The organism is Rahnella aquatilis CIP 78.65 = ATCC 33071 (assembly GCF_000241955.1).
Lineage (GTDB): Bacteria > Pseudomonadota > Gammaproteobacteria > Enterobacterales > Enterobacteriaceae > Rahnella > Rahnella aquatilis.
In genome coordinates, this window is record NC_016818.1 from 4,025,128 (window position 1) to 4,041,003 (window position 15,876).

A 15,876-nucleotide genomic window follows, 5' to 3' on the forward strand; every position below is an offset into this window, starting at 1 on the left:
GAAACGGAAAGGAGAAGCGGTTAAGCTTCTCCTGATCAGTAAAATATAGCTTATCCCTTGAGTTACATTAGTCTTGACCTAATTTCCAGTAATAAGGGGTAGATAATGTTGTCGGCTTATCAACATAAACATACCCATAGTTGTAACCCCAATATAATTTACCCGAATATGTCCATGTCAGGGTCATTTTATTGGCATCAATTAATGAAAAATATCGTTTGTCATCGACACTGGGCTGCATTTCCCACTGCGAATTAAGCGATTTACAATCATTTTTCCAGTAAACATAATCCCATGACGCTGAACTTAAATTCGATCTCAAACATTGACTCGTTGCTTTAAGCGGCCAAACAATAACGCGCCCGTCAGGCTGGCGTGTTAATAATATATAGGGTGAATGGCCCGATTCGTAAGCCTGAGAAGGGGCATCCAGACGGTAGGTCCAGGCATACGAATCATTATTGCTCCAAAGAAACTGCGCGTCTTTCGCTGAAGACAAAAGTGCGGAAGGCGCTACAGCAATACCCAACTGCCATGAAAGCAGTGATTGCATATAAAATGAAGGTGCCTTGGTATAAGGGGTTAACGTCGTGTCCAGCCCTCCGGCTTGAGAAAAATATGTATTAATGGAATCTGTGTCATCTGCCGTAATAATGTTCGCACCGATATCCCGTAGCCAGCCGAGGTTTAAACGATAGTCTGTAGCTTCAGTGGCAATAGTTGATGGACTGAGTTTATCCAGTACCCGATAACAACATGATGAGTCATTATTATAAAAGGCATCCCTAACCGGAATATCCTGCGGGATGTTCTTATCATAGACAGTTTCTGTATAGAAATTAAAATTCTTCCATAACATATAGTCCGGGACAGGTGAGAACACCTCCAGCGCTTTTCCTGCGCTTTTGATCTCCGCCACTATATGCGCGATAGAGCCGCTGCGCGTATTGGATACCGCTAAGCTTGTTGGTGCGCTATAGGAACCCTGTATATTTTCTTTATCAACGGCTTGCGTGAAGTCAGACGAGTCTTTTATTAATACTGACACCATCGGCGCCAGGGTAACAGGTGCTTGAGCCCATGCACGCACAGCGCAAATCGATTTTGTATCGGTAACGCCAGCAGGACATGCAAAGGTACTGTCAGGCAATTCGTTTATTTTGCTGGCATCATTGGGGGTGATCACCGGGTCAATCATGATAGTCGTTCCCGTCGGGATACCGGCACTCACCAGGGCATGATTCCAGAGATCAGGTGAGGGATATTCCGCCATGTTCACTTTCATAATCACCCGCTTCAATAGGTTGCTGCTTGAGAAATCCACGGATTTTCTGTAGAGCGCAAGTGCGGTCGGGATGATAACGGAAGATGACTTGGTTTCCAGGTAGATGAGGGACTGACCGTTATAGGAAATGTAGTCCTGAAGCATTTCATCGACCGTGGGAACGGTAAGCGTTGTGGGTTGCCGGGTCGCCACGTTGACAAGAAATTTTGACTGTAGCTGTGCAAGCGTCAGGGTGCTTAATGCGTCATTGGGCCCCAGCCCCGAAACAGGATCATAGCCGGGCTCAAGCATTTTGCCGACGTTGAGATCGTGGAAAACCACCAGTTGATGATCTGAGGTTTCACGTACGTCGGTTTCAACATTTGGCCGACAGCGATCGTAAGAAAGATGGAAGGCATCGAGGCTGTTTTCAGGCCGGGTGTCATCAAAATCACCCCGATGTTGCGCAGTGGTCACCAGATTATTTATCGCCAGGTGATTTTGCATTTCATTGAGCAATGTACTTGCGCTGATGCAGGCTGAGGCATTTTTTTTCAGTTCGGCGGTAAACTCCACCGTCAGAACCGTTACCGATCCCGGATTAGAATCGCCATCGCTACCAGACAATTTGAAATGACCATGTTCCTCGATGGGGAGATTCTGCAAAAGTATGGAGTCTTCTTTTGGCTTATAATCCGATCCCATAAAAAATGCCAGTTCAAAATAATAAGGCTCATCGTTTTTCAAACATTCTGTTTCTTTGTCATCACCAATATCATAGATAAATGTCCAGTCTTTATTCGGTGGAATATAGCCTCCCATTTGCGGACATTGTTTGCTATACATTTTCACGCCATAATAAATTCCGGGCATTGACGTGGGATAAAGCTCTACATTTTTACCCTCTTTGGTGGTGTACGTTTCTAATGACCCCTGGTAATCTGCCACACTGCCCGAAAAGGCCTGTCCATCCTGACCAGGATTACACGTCGAGTGGATCGTATTTGACGTGATGAACTGCGTGCTGGTTTGCGCGGCGAGTTCTACATAACCACTGGTTGGCGGTGCCTGGTCAGTAAGGACAATCTTTTCGGTATAGCTAATGGGGATATGCCACTGATAGGTAAACATGCATTCGGTTGCGGCCTTCGCCGACGAACATATAGATAATAAACATAATGCGCCGAGCGTAGCCCTGAATTTAATATCCATTTTCACTCCATCTTCCAATGAATTAATTTTGACAACGACTTTATTGCCTTTGCACATTGCGCTTTTAATAAAATGAAAATGATATCGAACTCACATTTATAATTATTGATTATTAATATTCAGAGAGTTAACGAATCAACTATAAATATATTATATTCAACCACAGCAGAACATTTATTTAATAAATAGACAAAGGTCCACTGCGGGCAAAAAAAAACGCCTCCGGAGAGGCGTTTATCAGCAAAGGAGAACGATTATTTCTTCTTCGCTTTCGGGTTCGGCAGGTCGGTAATGCTGCCTTCGTAGATTTCTGCTGCCAGCCCCACGGACTCGTGCAGAGTCGGGTGAGCATGGATGGTCAGCGCGATATCTTCGGCATCACAACCCATTTCGATTGCCAGGCCGATTTCACCCAGCAGCTCGCCGCCGTTGGTGCCGACAATCGCACCACCGATAACACGGTGAGATTCTTTGTCGAAGATCAGTTTGGTCATACCGTCTGCACAGTCGGAAGCGATAGCACGGCCTGAAGCTGCCCACGGGAAGGTGGCGGTTTCGTAGCTGATGCCTTTTTCTTTCGCTTCTTTCTCAGTCAGGCCCACCCAGGCAACTTCCGGCTCAGTATAGGCAATGGATGGAATGACTTTCGGATCGAAGTAGTGTTTCTTGCCGGAGATAACTTCAGCAGCCACGTGGCCTTCGTGAACACCTTTGTGCGCCAGCATTGGCTGACCGACAATATCGCCGATAGCAAAGATGTGTGGCACGTTGGTGCGCATTTGTTTGTCGACGTGGATGAAACCACGGTCATCAACTTCAATGCCCGCAGCGCCCGCTTCCAGCAGTTTACCGTTAGGTACACGGCCGATAGCCACCAGCACCGCGTCATAACGCTGTGGTTCTGCAGGGGCTTTTTTGCCTTCCATCGTGACGTAAATGCCATCTTCTTTGGCTTCTACTGCGGTCACTTTGGTTTCCAGCATCAGGTTGAATTGCTTGCTGATTTTCTTGGTGAAGACTTTCACCACATCTTTGTCAGCCGCAGGGATCACCTGATCAAACATTTCTACCACGTCAATCTGAGAACCCAGCGCGTGGTAAACGGTGCCCATTTCCAGACCGATGATACCGCCGCCCATTACCAGCAGACGCTCTGGAACGCTTTTCAGCTCCAGTGCATCGGTGGAATCCCAGACACGCGGGTCATCATGAGGAATGAATGGCAGTTTGATTGGACGGGAACCCGCCGCAATGATCGCATTGTCAAAAGTGATGGTCGTCGGACCATTTTCGCCTTCAACAACCAGAGTATTCGCGCCCGTAAATTTGCCCAGACCGTTAACAACTTTGACTTTACGGCCTTTCGCCATACCGGACAGACCGCCGGTCAGCTGGTTGATAACTTTTTCTTTCCAGACGCGAACTTTATCGATGTCTGTTTTCGGCTCACCGAAAACAATACCGTGTTCAGCCAGTGCTTTTGCTTCAGAGATCACTTTCGCGACGTGCAGCAAAGCTTTAGAAGGGATACAGCCAACGTTCAGGCACACGCCGCCAAGCGTGGAATAACGTTCAACCAGAACAGTTTCAAGACCTAAATCAGCGCAACGGAAAGCAGCAGAATAGCCCGCAGGGCCCGCCCCAAGTACCACGACCTGAGTTTTAATTTCAGTACTCATCATGACCTCTTAATTTATGTCCGGCGGGTCTGACGTCATTTTGTATCGTAACGCCCATCATCCACCGGGTCGTTCTATCCGCCCGCAGTTTACAAAATTGTTAACAAATTTGAAACAACAAACGGCATCCGATTTGTGCTTTGCCCTGGAAAATCTCAAACAGCATGAAGAGATTATCAGAAAAAAGCCGGCCGATTGGCCGGCTTTTCGCTTACATCACCAGACGGCGAATGTCAGACAACACGTTGTTGATGATGGTGATGAAGCGTGCACCATCGGCACCGTCGATAACACGGTGGTCGAAGGAGAGCGACATTGGCATCATCAGACGCGGAGTGAACTCTTTGCCGTTCCAGACTGGCTCAATGGCAGACTTGGAGACGCCCAGGATAGCCACTTCCGGCGCATTAACGATTGGCGCGAAGTGGGTTGTCCCGATACCGCCGAGGCTGGAGATGGTGAAGCAACCGCCCTGCATTTCGCCGGCAGTCAGCTTACCGTCACGGGCTTTCTTGGAGATCGCCATCAGCTCACGGGACAACTCGGCGATGCCTTTCTTGTTCACGTCTTTGAAGACCGGAACAACCAGACCGTTTGGCGTATCTACCGCCACACCGATGTTGATGTATTTTTTCAGCGTCAGTTTCTGACCATCTTCGGACAGAGAACTGTTGAAGCGTGGCATCTGCTCAAGGGCAGCGGCAACGGCTTTCATGATGAAGACCACCGGCGTGAATTTCACGTCCAGTTTACGTTTCGCGGCTTCATCGTTCTGCTGTTTACGGAACGCTTCCAGCTCAGTGATATCAGTTTTGTCGAAGTGCGTAACGTGCGGGATCATCACCCAGTTACGGCTCAGGTTCGCACCAGAGATTTTCTGGATACGGCCCAGTTCGACTTCTTCAATCTCACCGAATTTGCTGAAGTCCACTTTCGGCCAAGGCAGCATGCCTGGCAGACCGCCGCCCGTTGCAGCAGCCGGTGCGGCTTCTGCACGTTTGACCGCGTCTTTCACGTAAGTCTGAACGTCTTCACGCAGGATACGACCTTTACGGCCCGTCCCTTTCACTTTCGCCAGGTTAACGCCGAACTCACGGGCCAGACGACGGATAACCGGCGTGGCGTGAACATAAGCATCGTTCTCAGCGAACTCGCCTTTGCTTTCTGCTTTGACAGCAGGGGCAGCCGCTTTTTGTTCCTGTTTCGCCGGGGCAGCCGCTTCTTCTTTCTTCGCCGCCGGAGCAGCAGGCGCAGCGCCTTCTACTTCGAAGACCATGATCAGAGAGCCGGTGCTGACTTTGTCGCCCGCAGCGATTTTGATTTCTTTCACGGTACCCGCGAACGGTGCCGGGACTTCCATTGAGGCTTTGTCGCCTTCAACGGTGATCAGTGACTGTTCTGCACTGATTTTGTCGCCAACTTTCACCATGATTTCAGTGACTTCTACTTCGTCGCCACCGATATCTGGCACGTTCACTTCTTTGCTGCCGGACTGAGCCGGAGCCGCAGGTGCCGCATCTGATTTGGTTTCTGCAGCAGCGGCAGGTGCGGCTGCACCAGAACCAGCCACTTCGAAGACCATGATCAGAGAACCGGTGCTGACTTTGTCGCCCGCAGCGATTTTGATTTCTTTTACTTTGCCCGCGAACGGTGCAGGGACTTCCATAGAAGCTTTATCGCCTTCTACGGTGATCAGCGATTGTTCCGCTTCGACGGTGTCACCCACTTTCACCATGATTTCAGTGACTTCTACTTCGTCGCCACCGATATCTGGTACGTTCACTTCTTTGCTTTCGCTGGAAGCAGGTGCGGCAGCAGGCGCTTTCTCTTCTGCTTTGGCTTCCTGTTTCGCAGGTGCTGCATCAGCAGCACCATCAGCGGCGTCAAAGATCATGATCAGTTTGCCGGTTTCGACGGTATCGCCAACCGCAACTTTAATTTCTTTGACCACGCCAGCCTGTGGAGAAGGCACTTCCATAGAAGCTTTATCGCCTTCAACGGTGATCAGCGATTGTTCGACTTCAACTTTATCGCCCACCTTCACCATGATTTCGGTGACTTCCACTGCATCTGCACCGATGTCCGGTACGTTAATTTCAATAGCCATCTGTCTTTACCTCTTATGCCAGACGCGGGTTAACTTTTTCTGGATTGATATCGAATTTCTTAATGGCTTCAGCCACTACAGACGTTTCGATTTCGCCGCGTTTAGCCAATTCACCCAGCGCAGCAACCACAACGTAAGACGCATCCACTTCGAAGTGGTGACGCAGATTTTCGCGGCTGTCTGAACGACCGAAGCCATCTGTACCCAGAACGCGATAATCGCTGGCCGGAACGTAGGTACGAACCTGTTCAGCAAACAGTTTCATGTAGTCAGTAGACGCCACCGCTGGCGCATCGCTCATCACCTGGGCGATGTACGGAATGCGCGGGGTTTCAGTTGGGTGCAGCATATTCCAGCGCTCACAGTCCTGACCGTCGCGGGCCAGTTCAGTGAAGGAGGTCACGCTGTAAACGTCAGAACCTACACCGTAGTCTTTGGACAGGATCTCAGCCGCTTCACGTACGTGACGCAGAATAGAACCGGAGCCCAGCAACTGCACTTTACCTTTGCTGCCTTCCAGCGTATCTAACTTGTAGATACCCTTACGGATGCCTTCTTCCGCGCCTTCCGGCATGGCTGGCATGTGGTAGTTTTCGTTCAGCGTGGTGATGTAGTAATAAATGTTTTCCTGCGCTTCACCGTACATACGCACCAGACCATCATGCATGATGACAGCCACTTCGTAAGCGTAAGACGGATCGTAGGAAATACAGTTAGGGATAGTCAGAGACTGAATATGGCTGTGACCATCTTCATGCTGCAGACCTTCACCGTTCAGGGTAGTACGACCTGACGTACCGCCGATCAGGAAGCCACGCGCCTGTTGGTCACCCGCTGCCCAGCACAGGTCACCGATACGCTGGAAACCAAACATGGAGTAGTAGATGTAGAACGGGATCATTGGCAGATCGTTGGTGCTGTAAGACGTCGCTGCGGCCAGCCATGAAGACGCGGCACCCAGTTCGTTGATACCTTCCTGCAGGATCTGACCTTTCTCGTCTTCTTTATAGTAAGCAACCTGCTCACGGTCCTGCGGGGTATATTGCTGACCGTTCGGGCTGTAAATACCAATCTGACGGAACAGACCTTCCATACCGAATGTACGCGCTTCATCAGCGATGATCGGGACCAGACGGTCTTTAATGGAGTCGTTTTTCAGCATCACGTTCAGGGCACGGACGAAGGCGATGGTGGTAGAGATCTCTTTCTTCTGCTCTTCCAGCAGTTGTGAGAAGTCTTCCAGTTTCGGCATTTCCAGCTTCTGCGTGAAGTTTGGCAGACGGGTCGGCAGGTAGCCTTTCAGCGCAGCGCGACGTTCGTGCAGGTATTTGTATTCTGCAGAGTCTTTTTCCAGTGTGATGTACGGCAGTTTTTCCAGATTTTCATCGGTTACTGGCACGCTGAAACGATCACGGATATAGCGCACGCCATCCATGTTCATTTTCTTCACCTGATGAGCAATGTTTTTACCTTCGGCAGCGTCGCCCATGCCATAACCTTTAATGGTATGCGCAAGGATAACGGTCGGCTGGCCTTTAGTATTTTGTGCTTTGTTCAGTGCAGCGAAGACTTTCTTCGGATCATGGCCGCCACGGTTCAGCGCCCAGATTTCGTCGTCGGTCATGTCTTTGACCAGCGCCGCAGTTTCAGGGTATTTGCCGAAGAAGTGGTCACGAACGTATTTACCGTCGCGGGACTTGAAGGTCTGGTAGTCGCCATCCACGGTTTCGTTCATCAGCTGGATCAGTTTGCCGCTGGTGTCTTTACGCAGCAGTTCATCCCAGCGGTTGCCCCAGATCACTTTAATCACGTTCCAGCCAGCGCCTGCGAAGATGCCGTCGAGTTCGTTGATGATTTTACCGTTACCGGTTACCGGGCCATCAAGACGCTGTAAGTTACAGTTGATGATGAAGCACAGGTTGTCCAGTTTCTCACGGGTCGCGATGGTGATCGCGCCTTTGGATTCTGGTTCGTCCATTTCACCGTCGCCCAGGAATGCGTAAACGCGCTGTGCAGAGGTGTCTTTCAGACCACGGTGTTCCAGATATTTCAGGAACTTAGCCTGATAGATGGCACCGATCGGGCCCAATCCCATGGATACGGTCGGGAACTGCCAGAACTCAGGCATCAGTTTAGGGTGCGGATAAGAAGACAGACCTTTACCGTGAACTTCCTGACGGAAATTGTTCATCTGGTCTTCAGTCAGGCGGCCTTCAAGGAAAGCACGTGCGTACACGCCCGGGGAGATGTGGCCCTGGAAGTACACCAGATCGCCGCCGTCTTTTTCGTTGCGCGCACGGAAGAAGTGGTTGAAGCACACTTCGTACACGGTCGCAGAAGACTGGAAGGACGCCATGTGGCCGCCGAGTTCCAGGTCTTTCTTGGACGCACGCAGAACGGTCATGATGGCGTTCCAGCGGATAGCGGTACGAATGTTACGTTCCAGCTCCAGGTTACCCGGGTATTCAGGTTCGTCTTCAACAGCGATGGTATTGACGTAGTTACGGCTGGCTGCGCCAGCAGCGACGCTCACGCCGCCCTTACGCGCTTCACTGAGAACCTGATCGATCAGGAACTGTGCACGCTCAACACCTTCTTCACGGATGACCGATTCGATCGCTTGTAGCCAGTCGCGAGTTTCGATCGGATCCACGTCATTATTTACACGTTCTGACATGGTGCTTTTCCTTATCTGTCTCTAATACGTTGGTTTATCTGGAGCCTGTCTTCCTGCGCTCTTTCTAAAACGCGCTTCGCCGCGATGAGAACGCACGAAGACAGGCCCGTCATGTAGTTGCCGTGAGCCCTCAAATGAAGGCTCTAAAAATTAACCCTGATGGTTAACTTTCATCTTTTCGTTGCTGGAGCCGTCGTAAAGACCGATCCCGCCGGGTGTGTTCCCTGCTGAGATCCAGCAAAACTTCTTCAATGAACGCCAGGTGACGGTGAGATGCAGCACGCGCTATTTCTGGTTCCCGTGCAACAATCGCCTCGAAAATACTGGCGCGGTGGTTGCTTACCGTCGCCAGCATTTCCCGGCGTGAGTAAAGCAATTCAAAGTTCTGTCGAACGTTCTTCTCGAGCATCGGCCCCATACAGCGGACCAGATGCAGCAGCACCACATTATGGGCTGCTTCTGTTACAGCGACCTGATACTGCATCACCGCGTCGGCTTCTGCGTCCAGATCTCCGCTGTCTTGTGCGGTCTGAATGACCACATGACAATCGCGAATGCGCTGCAAATCTTCCTCTGTGCCACGAAGCGCCGCGTAATACGCAGCGATCCCTTCAAGGGCATGTCGTGTTTCAAGGAGATCGAATTGTGATTCAGGATGGTCGGCCAGTAACTCAGCCAGCGGATCACTCACGCTTTGCCACAGGTTACTTTGTACGAAAGTACCACCACCCTGACGGCGCAGGAGTAGCCCCTTCCCTTCCAGGCTTTGGATTGCCTCTCTGAGAGAAGGTCGCGATACATCAAACTGTTTGGCCAGTTCGCGCTCTGGCGGAAGCTTTTCCCCAGGCCTCAAGGTGCCTTCGAGGATCAGAAACTCAAGTTGCTGCTCGATCACATCGGATAACTTAGGCTGTCGGATTTTGCTGTAAGCCATATATGTGCGGTTCTCTGCGAGTAGCGACTCTGTAAGTTGCCGGAGTCAATTGGTAATACCAATTTAAAAAACGTGGCCGTAAAGTAACAAAGTATTCACCTTGTGTCCATATGGCTACCCAGTAAATGCGTCGACCCCGCACAATTTAACAAATTTTTATCATTTATTGTTTTTACGCTGCGTGAGATCGCATTTTAGAGATCCAGAACAAATTTCCAGTCAATTTGATTATTTGTTATGCAGATGACGCATAAACCCCGTGCAAACTTTTCCGCATAACATTATTCTTGCCCGAACGGTAGATGATCCTGATTTTTAGGCACAATCCAGCCGTAAATAATTAGATACAAAAAGTGTAATTATCGCCTTACATTCTCTCTAACACACAGAATGTTATGGGTTTTGCCCCAATGACAGAGGACAGGTAAATGGTTGATCAACAACAAGGCGATGAGCTGAAGCGCGGCCTTAAAAACCGCCATATTCAGTTGATTGCATTAGGTGGGGCCGTCGGTACAGGGCTGTTTCTGGGCAGCGCTTCCGTTATTCAGTCCGCAGGGCCGGGGATTATTCTCGGTTATGCCATCGCAGGTTTTATCGCATTCTTAATTATGCGCCAGTTGGGTGAAATGGTGGTTGAAGAGCCGGTTGCCGGTTCGTTCAGTCATTTTGCCTATAAATACTGGGGCGGATTTGCAGGTTTTGCTTCCGGCTGGAATTACTGGGTGCTGTACGTTCTGGTCGCGATGGCCGAACTGACTGCCGTCGGTAAATATATTCAATTCTGGTGGCCGGAAATCCCGACATGGGCTTCTGCTGCGGTTTTCTTCGTGCTGATCAACGCTATCAACCTGACTAACGTTAAAGTGTTTGGCGAGATGGAGTTCTGGTTTGCGATCATCAAAGTGGTTGCCGTGGTGGCCATGATTCTGTTCGGCGGCTGGCTGCTGTTCAGCGATACGGCCGGCCCTCAGGCAACCGTGCGTAACCTGTGGGAGCAAGGCGGTTTCCTGCCACATGGTATGACCGGGCTGGTGATGATGATGGCGATCATCATGTTCTCCTTCGGTGGCCTGGAACTGGTTGGGATCACTGCTGCTGAAGCCGATAATCCGGAAACCAGCATTCCTAAAGCGACCAATCAGGTTATCTACCGTATTCTGATTTTCTATGTGGGCTCACTGGCCGTCTTGCTTTCCCTGATGCCATGGACCCGTGTCGGGCCGGATACCAGCCCGTTTGTGCTGATCTTCCATGACCTGGGTGATGCGCTGGTGGCTAACGCCCTGAACGTGGTGATCCTGACGGCGGCGCTGTCGGTGTATAACAGCTGTGTTTACTGTAACAGCCGCATGTTGTTTGGTCTGGCTCAGCAAGGCAATGCGCCAAAAGCATTGCTCAACGTCGACAAGCGCGGCGTGCCGGTGGCCTCTATCCTGGTGTCTGCGGCCACCACTGCGTTGTGCGTGCTGATTAACTACCTGATGCCGGGCGAAGCGTTTGGCTTGCTGATGGCGCTGGTGGTTTCCGCACTGGTCATCAACTGGGCAATGATCAGCCTTGCACACATCAAATTCCGTCAGGCGAAACGTCGTGAAGGTGTGGAACCTAAGTTCAAAGCCCTGCTGTATCCGGTGGGGAACTACATCTGTCTGCTGTTTATGGCGGCGATTCTGGTGATCATGGCTATCACTCCGGGCATGGCGATCTCCGTGTGGCTGATCCCTGTCTGGCTGGTGGTGCTGGGCATTGGTTACTGGATCAAGAATCAGCAAAGCGGGAAATCCGTTAACGCTTAAGCAAGAGTAATCATTTAAAATCCTCAGACGCCCCGGTTAAGTGCCTTGCCGGGGCGTCCTGTTATACAGGTCACACTTTTTCTGAGATGACCAAATCGTCCATCTTCATGACTCTTACCTCCTGACTCTTATTCCCTTTCTAAGCCAATACTCTGGGCTATCAAACAGTTTTTTAACAACTGTCCTTTTGACATCTATCCGGAGAGAACATCCATGAAGGAAGGCGCGCTGTCGTTCAAAGAGAAAGTGGCGTACGGCATGGGAGATGCGGGCTGCAATATGATTGGCGGCGCCATCATGCTGTTTCTTAATTATTTTTACACCGATGTCTTCGGTTTAGCTCCGGCACTGGTTGGCGTATTGCTGCTATCAGTGCGTGTTATCGACGCCGTCACCGACCCGATAATGGGCGCAATTGCTGACCGCACCACGACGCGCTGGGGCCGTTTCCGCCCTTATTTGTTATGGGTTTCGGTGCCATATGTGCTGTTCAGCGTGCTGATGTTCACCACGCCGGAATGGAGCTACAACAGCAAAGTTATCTATGCGTTTGTTACCTACTTCCTGATGTCCCTGACTTACACCGCCATCAACATCCCCTACTGCTCGCTGGGCGGCGTCATTACTGCCGATCCGCATGAGCGTGTTGCCTGTCAGTCTTACCGCTTCTTTATGGTGGGTATCGCAACGTTGATCCTGTCTTCCACCTTGCTGCCGATGGCCGACTTTTTCGGTGGCGCAGACAAAGCCAAGGGCTACCAGATGTCGATGGGCGTGATGGCGATCATCGCGCTGTTTATGTTCCTGTTCTGCTTCAGCTCGGTAAAAGAGCGTATTCAGCCTGCGGTGCCTTCTAAACACGCCTTAAAATCTGACCTGAAAGATGTGTGGAAAAACGACCAGTGGGTACGCATCCTGCTGCTGACGTTCTGCAACGTGTGTCCGGGCTTTATCCGTATGGCGGCCACTATGTATTACGTGACGTGGGTAATGGAGAAATCCACCTCATTCGCCAGTATGTTTATCAGCCTGGGTGTCGTGGGCATGATGATCGGCAGCGCGCTGGCAAAACCGCTGACCGACAAATACTGCAAACTGAAAGTGTTCTTCTGGGCCAACATCATCCTGACCATTTTCTCCTGCGGATTCTATTTCCTCGACCCGCACGCCACGACGCTTATTCTGGTGGCGTACTTCATCCTCAATATCATGCACCAGCTCCCTTCCCCGCTGCACTGGTCGCTGATGGCCGACGTTGACGATTACGGCGAATGGAAAACCGGCAAACGTGTTACCGGCATCAGCTTCTCCGGTAACCTGTTCTTCCTGAAATGCGGACTGGCGGTAGCGGGCGCGATGGTCGGCTTCCTGCTCTCCGCCTATGGTTACAACGCCGGTGCGGCGCAGCAAAGCGATCATGCCATCAACGGCATCATGTTGCTGTTCACCATCATTCCGGGCGTGGGTTATCTGATTACTGCCGGTGTTGTACGTTTACTGAAAGTGGATCGCGAAACCATGCGCACCATTCAGGCCGATCTGGAAATCCGCCGCCGTAATTACCGCGAGCTGAATGAATATCACGATGCGAAAAATGCCGTGGACGCGGACACACTGAGCGTCCCACTGACCAGCAAGGAGCTGAAACATGAGTAATTATCCAAACCCGCTGATTGAGCAGCGCGCAGATCCGCATATCTGGCTGCACAGCGACGGGCACTATTACTTTATCGCGTCGGTGCCGGAATATGACCGGCTGGAGATCCGCCGCTCACCGACATTGGCAGGGCTTGCACAGGCACCCGCCATCGTCGTCTGGCACAAGCCAGACACCGGCCCGATGAGTGCGCTGATCTGGGCACCGGAACTGCATTTTATCGACGGACAATGGGTCATCTACTACGCGGCCGCACCGTCGCAGGAAATCGTCGACGGTTTATTCCAGCACAGAATGTATGCGCTGGTCTGCGAAGACCCCGATCCGCTCAGCGGAACATGGCAGGAGAAAGGCCGGATCCAGACGCCGATCGACAGTTTCTCGCTCGATGCCACTCATTTTGAGCATCAGGGCAAAAGCTATTATTTGTGGGCGCAGAAAGACCCGGAAATTCGCGGAAACTCCAATCTTTATCTGGCCGAAATGGAAACCCCGTGGACGCTGAAATCACCTCCGGTCATGCTCAGCAAGCCTGAACTGGACTGGGAAATCATCGGTTTTTGGGTTAATGAAGGCCCTGCGGTGATCAAACACGGCGATAAGATTTTCATCACCTATTCCGCCAGCGCCACCGACGAAAATTACTGTATCGGCCTGCTCAGCGCAGACATCAACAGCAACTTGATGGATCCTGCGAGCTGGCATAAATCCCGGCGCCCGGTATTCAGTACTCAGACGCAGAACCGGCAGTTCGGCCCCGGCCACAACAGCTTCACCCGCAACGAACAGGGCGAAGATGTGCTGGTATATCACGCCCGAAATTACACCGAAATTGAGGGTGATCCGCTGTACGACCCGAACCGGCATACACGCATTAAAACCTTCCGCTGGGATGAAAACGGCATGCCCGATTTCGGTGAACCCGCCGCCGATAACCGTCCGCTGACTTTACAAAAGCAGCACTGACAAAAAGCAAAAAGCCCGGCCAATAAAATGTACCGGGCTTTTTTGCGATACTGGATATTAAAAGTTAATTAAATCAAGGTGCCATAAATCGTTAGCAGCGCCACGACCACCAGAATGATCATCGTCACTTTACGTGCAAGGCTCACGGCAGCACGAGGCGTCTGTACCGGATCGGTATGCGGATCGCGCGCCAGAGAGAACTGCGCCAGCCGCGTTAAGACATGATATTGCGAAGAGTGAATATCGCCCAGCGAAGCAAACCAGGCAGGTAAGGCTCTCTCGCCGTGACCAAGCAATGCATAAGCCACACCGGCCAGGCGAACCGGGATCCAGTCCATAATATGCAGCAGGGCATCGACGCCGGACTGGGAACGTTTCAGCGGCGGCATATGACGCGCCAGCCAGGTCTGATAACCGCGCAATACGGCATACCCCCCCAACGCTATGGGTCCGTAAGGCCCACAGACCACGAACCAGAACAACGGTCCCAGGTAGTAGCGATAGTTAATCCAAAGCAGCGCATTTTGCAGCTCTCTCAGACGGGCTTCTTCGCTGCAGTCTGTCGGTAACCCGTGGATCAAGGCCAGTTCTTCTGCCATTTCCTTACAGGCATCGACATCCCCCTGACGGGCGGACTTAAGATAAGCGCGATAATGCTTGCGTTTGATGCCCGCGCCAATGCACAGCAGGCATAAAATCACCCACAAAATCAGGGTTGGCACACCAAAGAAGATCCCCTGCACGGCGCGCAATATCGCCCAGATGATCACCATCCAGACAATCATAATAGCCAGCGTTTTAGTCAGAGAAGCCTGCCGGCCTCGGCGGAAAATCACCTCAAACCGATGATCCAACTGCCAGTGTTCACCCAGTTTGAACAAGCGTTCCCAAGCCAGCACCAGGAGCAAAGTAAATAACGTCATCGATTGTCACTCTCTCTCAACACACCACACCCGTAAAACAGACACCTAAGTCCGGTTTATCACAGGTCAGAAAGGTTATTCTGCCCTACCGGCAGCGCTAACAGCTTGCGATAAAATGCCCAGTCGAATTCAGGGCCGGGATCAGTCTTACGCCCGGGAGCAATATCACTGTGTCCGGTAATCGCATCAAGACTAATGGGATAGTGCTTAATTAACAACTCAGTAACGGCGGCCAGGCCGTGATATTGAGCGTCAGTAAAAGGCTCAAAATCCGTCCCTTCCAGCTCAATGCCAATCGAAAAGTCATTACAGCGCTCACGCCCCTGCCAGCGGGATACACCCGCATGCCAGGCACGTTTATCAAAGGGCACATATTGCACAATCTCACCATCACGACGAATTAAACAATGCGCAGCAACGCGTAAGTGACTGATCCCTTCAAAATAAGGATCATCCTGCGGATTCAGCGTGCCGGTAAATAATTGATCAATATAAGGACCGCCGAATTTTCCAGGCGGCAAACTGATGTTATGGATCACCAGCAGTGAGGGAATTTCATCTTCAGGACGGAGATCAAAATGCGGGGAAACGACCTGCCGGGCTTCAGTTATCCAGCCTTGTTTTAAGTGCATCAAAGACCTCAATGATGTGCTCAGGT

10 protein-coding genes are annotated in these 15,876 nt (G+C 51.2%); 3 read left to right on the forward strand and 7 right to left on the reverse strand.

The features are described 5' to 3' along the window. Positions 1–67: 67 nt before the first annotated feature. The 5 genes from RAHAQ2_RS18280 to pdhR form a co-directional block, all read right to left on the reverse strand. Complete coding sequence (locus RAHAQ2_RS18280; protein ID WP_015698646.1) at positions 68–2,476, reverse strand: glycerophosphodiester phosphodiesterase family protein; 2,409 nt, start codon at positions 2,474–2,476, stop codon at positions 68–70. 254 nt (positions 2,477–2,730) lie between these two features. Then, the gene (gene lpdA / locus RAHAQ2_RS18285; protein WP_013576983.1) at positions 2,731–4,155 is read right to left on the reverse strand and encodes a dihydrolipoyl dehydrogenase; all 1,425 of its coding nucleotides are present in this window, start codon (positions 4,153–4,155) and stop codon (positions 2,731–2,733) included. 211 nt (positions 4,156–4,366) lie between these two features. Continuing rightward, the gene (gene aceF, locus RAHAQ2_RS18290; protein ID WP_015698647.1) at positions 4,367–6,262 is read right to left on the reverse strand and encodes a pyruvate dehydrogenase complex dihydrolipoyllysine-residue acetyltransferase; all 1,896 of its coding nucleotides are present in this window, start codon (positions 6,260–6,262) and stop codon (positions 4,367–4,369) included. Positions 6,263–6,275: 13 nt separating this feature from the next. Continuing rightward, positions 6,276–8,939 (reverse strand): pyruvate dehydrogenase (acetyl-transferring), homodimeric type, encoded by a 2,664-nt coding sequence (aceE, locus tag RAHAQ2_RS18295; protein WP_015698648.1) that lies wholly within the window; start codon positions 8,937–8,939, stop codon positions 6,276–6,278. Between the two features lie 163 nt (positions 8,940–9,102). After that, positions 9,103–9,873: a pyruvate dehydrogenase complex transcriptional repressor PdhR gene (gene pdhR / locus RAHAQ2_RS18300; RefSeq protein ID WP_013576986.1), complete on the reverse strand. Its 771-nt coding sequence runs from the start codon at positions 9,871–9,873 to the stop codon at positions 9,103–9,105. A gap of 428 nt (positions 9,874–10,301) precedes the next feature. Between pdhR and aroP the strand changes: the two genes are divergently transcribed. From aroP to RAHAQ2_RS18315, 3 genes are all read left to right on the forward strand, one after another. Beyond that, entirely contained in the window at positions 10,302–11,672 is a 1,371-nt protein-coding gene (aroP, locus tag RAHAQ2_RS18305) for an aromatic amino acid transporter AroP (RefSeq protein WP_015698649.1), read from the forward strand. A 213-nt stretch (positions 11,673–11,885) separates the two neighbouring features. Next, positions 11,886–13,328, forward strand: coding sequence for a glycoside-pentoside-hexuronide (GPH):cation symporter (locus RAHAQ2_RS18310; protein WP_015698650.1), 1,443 nt, complete (start codon positions 11,886–11,888; stop codon positions 13,326–13,328). Continuing rightward, a complete protein-coding gene (locus RAHAQ2_RS18315; protein WP_015698651.1) occupies positions 13,321–14,295 on the forward strand; it encodes a glycoside hydrolase family 43 protein in 975 nt (324 codons plus the stop codon). The genes RAHAQ2_RS18310 and RAHAQ2_RS18315 overlap by 8 nt, the downstream gene beginning before the upstream one ends. 68 nt (positions 14,296–14,363) lie before the next feature. Here the strand turns inward: RAHAQ2_RS18315 and ampE are convergent, their stop codons facing one another. Then, positions 14,364–15,218 (reverse strand): beta-lactamase regulator AmpE, encoded by an 855-nt coding sequence (gene ampE / locus RAHAQ2_RS18320; RefSeq protein WP_015698652.1) that lies wholly within the window; start codon positions 15,216–15,218, stop codon positions 14,364–14,366. Positions 15,219–15,277: 59 nt separating this feature from the next. Continuing rightward, positions 15,278–15,850 carry a 1,6-anhydro-N-acetylmuramyl-L-alanine amidase AmpD gene (gene ampD, locus RAHAQ2_RS18325; RefSeq protein WP_015698653.1) on the reverse strand — a complete coding sequence of 191 codons (573 nt, stop codon included), beginning with the start codon at positions 15,848–15,850 and terminating at the stop codon, positions 15,278–15,280. Between the last annotated feature and the right edge of the window lie 26 nt (positions 15,851–15,876).

Coding starts and splice junctions, on each gene's coding strand:
- RAHAQ2_RS18280 (WP_015698646.1), bottom strand. CDS start 2,476: ATGGATATTAAATTCAGGGCTACGCTCGGCGCATTATGTTTATTATCT.
- lpdA (WP_013576983.1), bottom strand. CDS start 4,155: ATGAGTACTGAAATTAAAACTCAGGTCGTGGTACTTGGGGCGGGCCCT.
- aceF (WP_015698647.1), bottom strand. CDS start 6,262: ATGGCTATTGAAATTAACGTACCGGACATCGGTGCAGATGCAGTGGAA.
- aceE (WP_015698648.1), bottom strand. CDS start 8,939: ATGTCAGAACGTGTAAATAATGACGTGGATCCGATCGAAACTCGCGAC.
- pdhR (WP_013576986.1), bottom strand. CDS start 9,873: ATGGCTTACAGCAAAATCCGACAGCCTAAGTTATCCGATGTGATCGAG.
- aroP (WP_015698649.1), top strand. CDS start 10,302: ATGGTTGATCAACAACAAGGCGATGAGCTGAAGCGCGGCCTTAAAAAC.
- RAHAQ2_RS18310 (WP_015698650.1), top strand. CDS start 11,886: ATGAAGGAAGGCGCGCTGTCGTTCAAAGAGAAAGTGGCGTACGGCATG.
- RAHAQ2_RS18315 (WP_015698651.1), top strand. CDS start 13,321: ATGAGTAATTATCCAAACCCGCTGATTGAGCAGCGCGCAGATCCGCAT.
- ampE (WP_015698652.1), bottom strand. CDS start 15,218: ATGACGTTATTTACTTTGCTCCTGGTGCTGGCTTGGGAACGCTTGTTC.
- ampD (WP_015698653.1), bottom strand. CDS start 15,850: ATGCACTTAAAACAAGGCTGGATAACTGAAGCCCGGCAGGTCGTTTCC.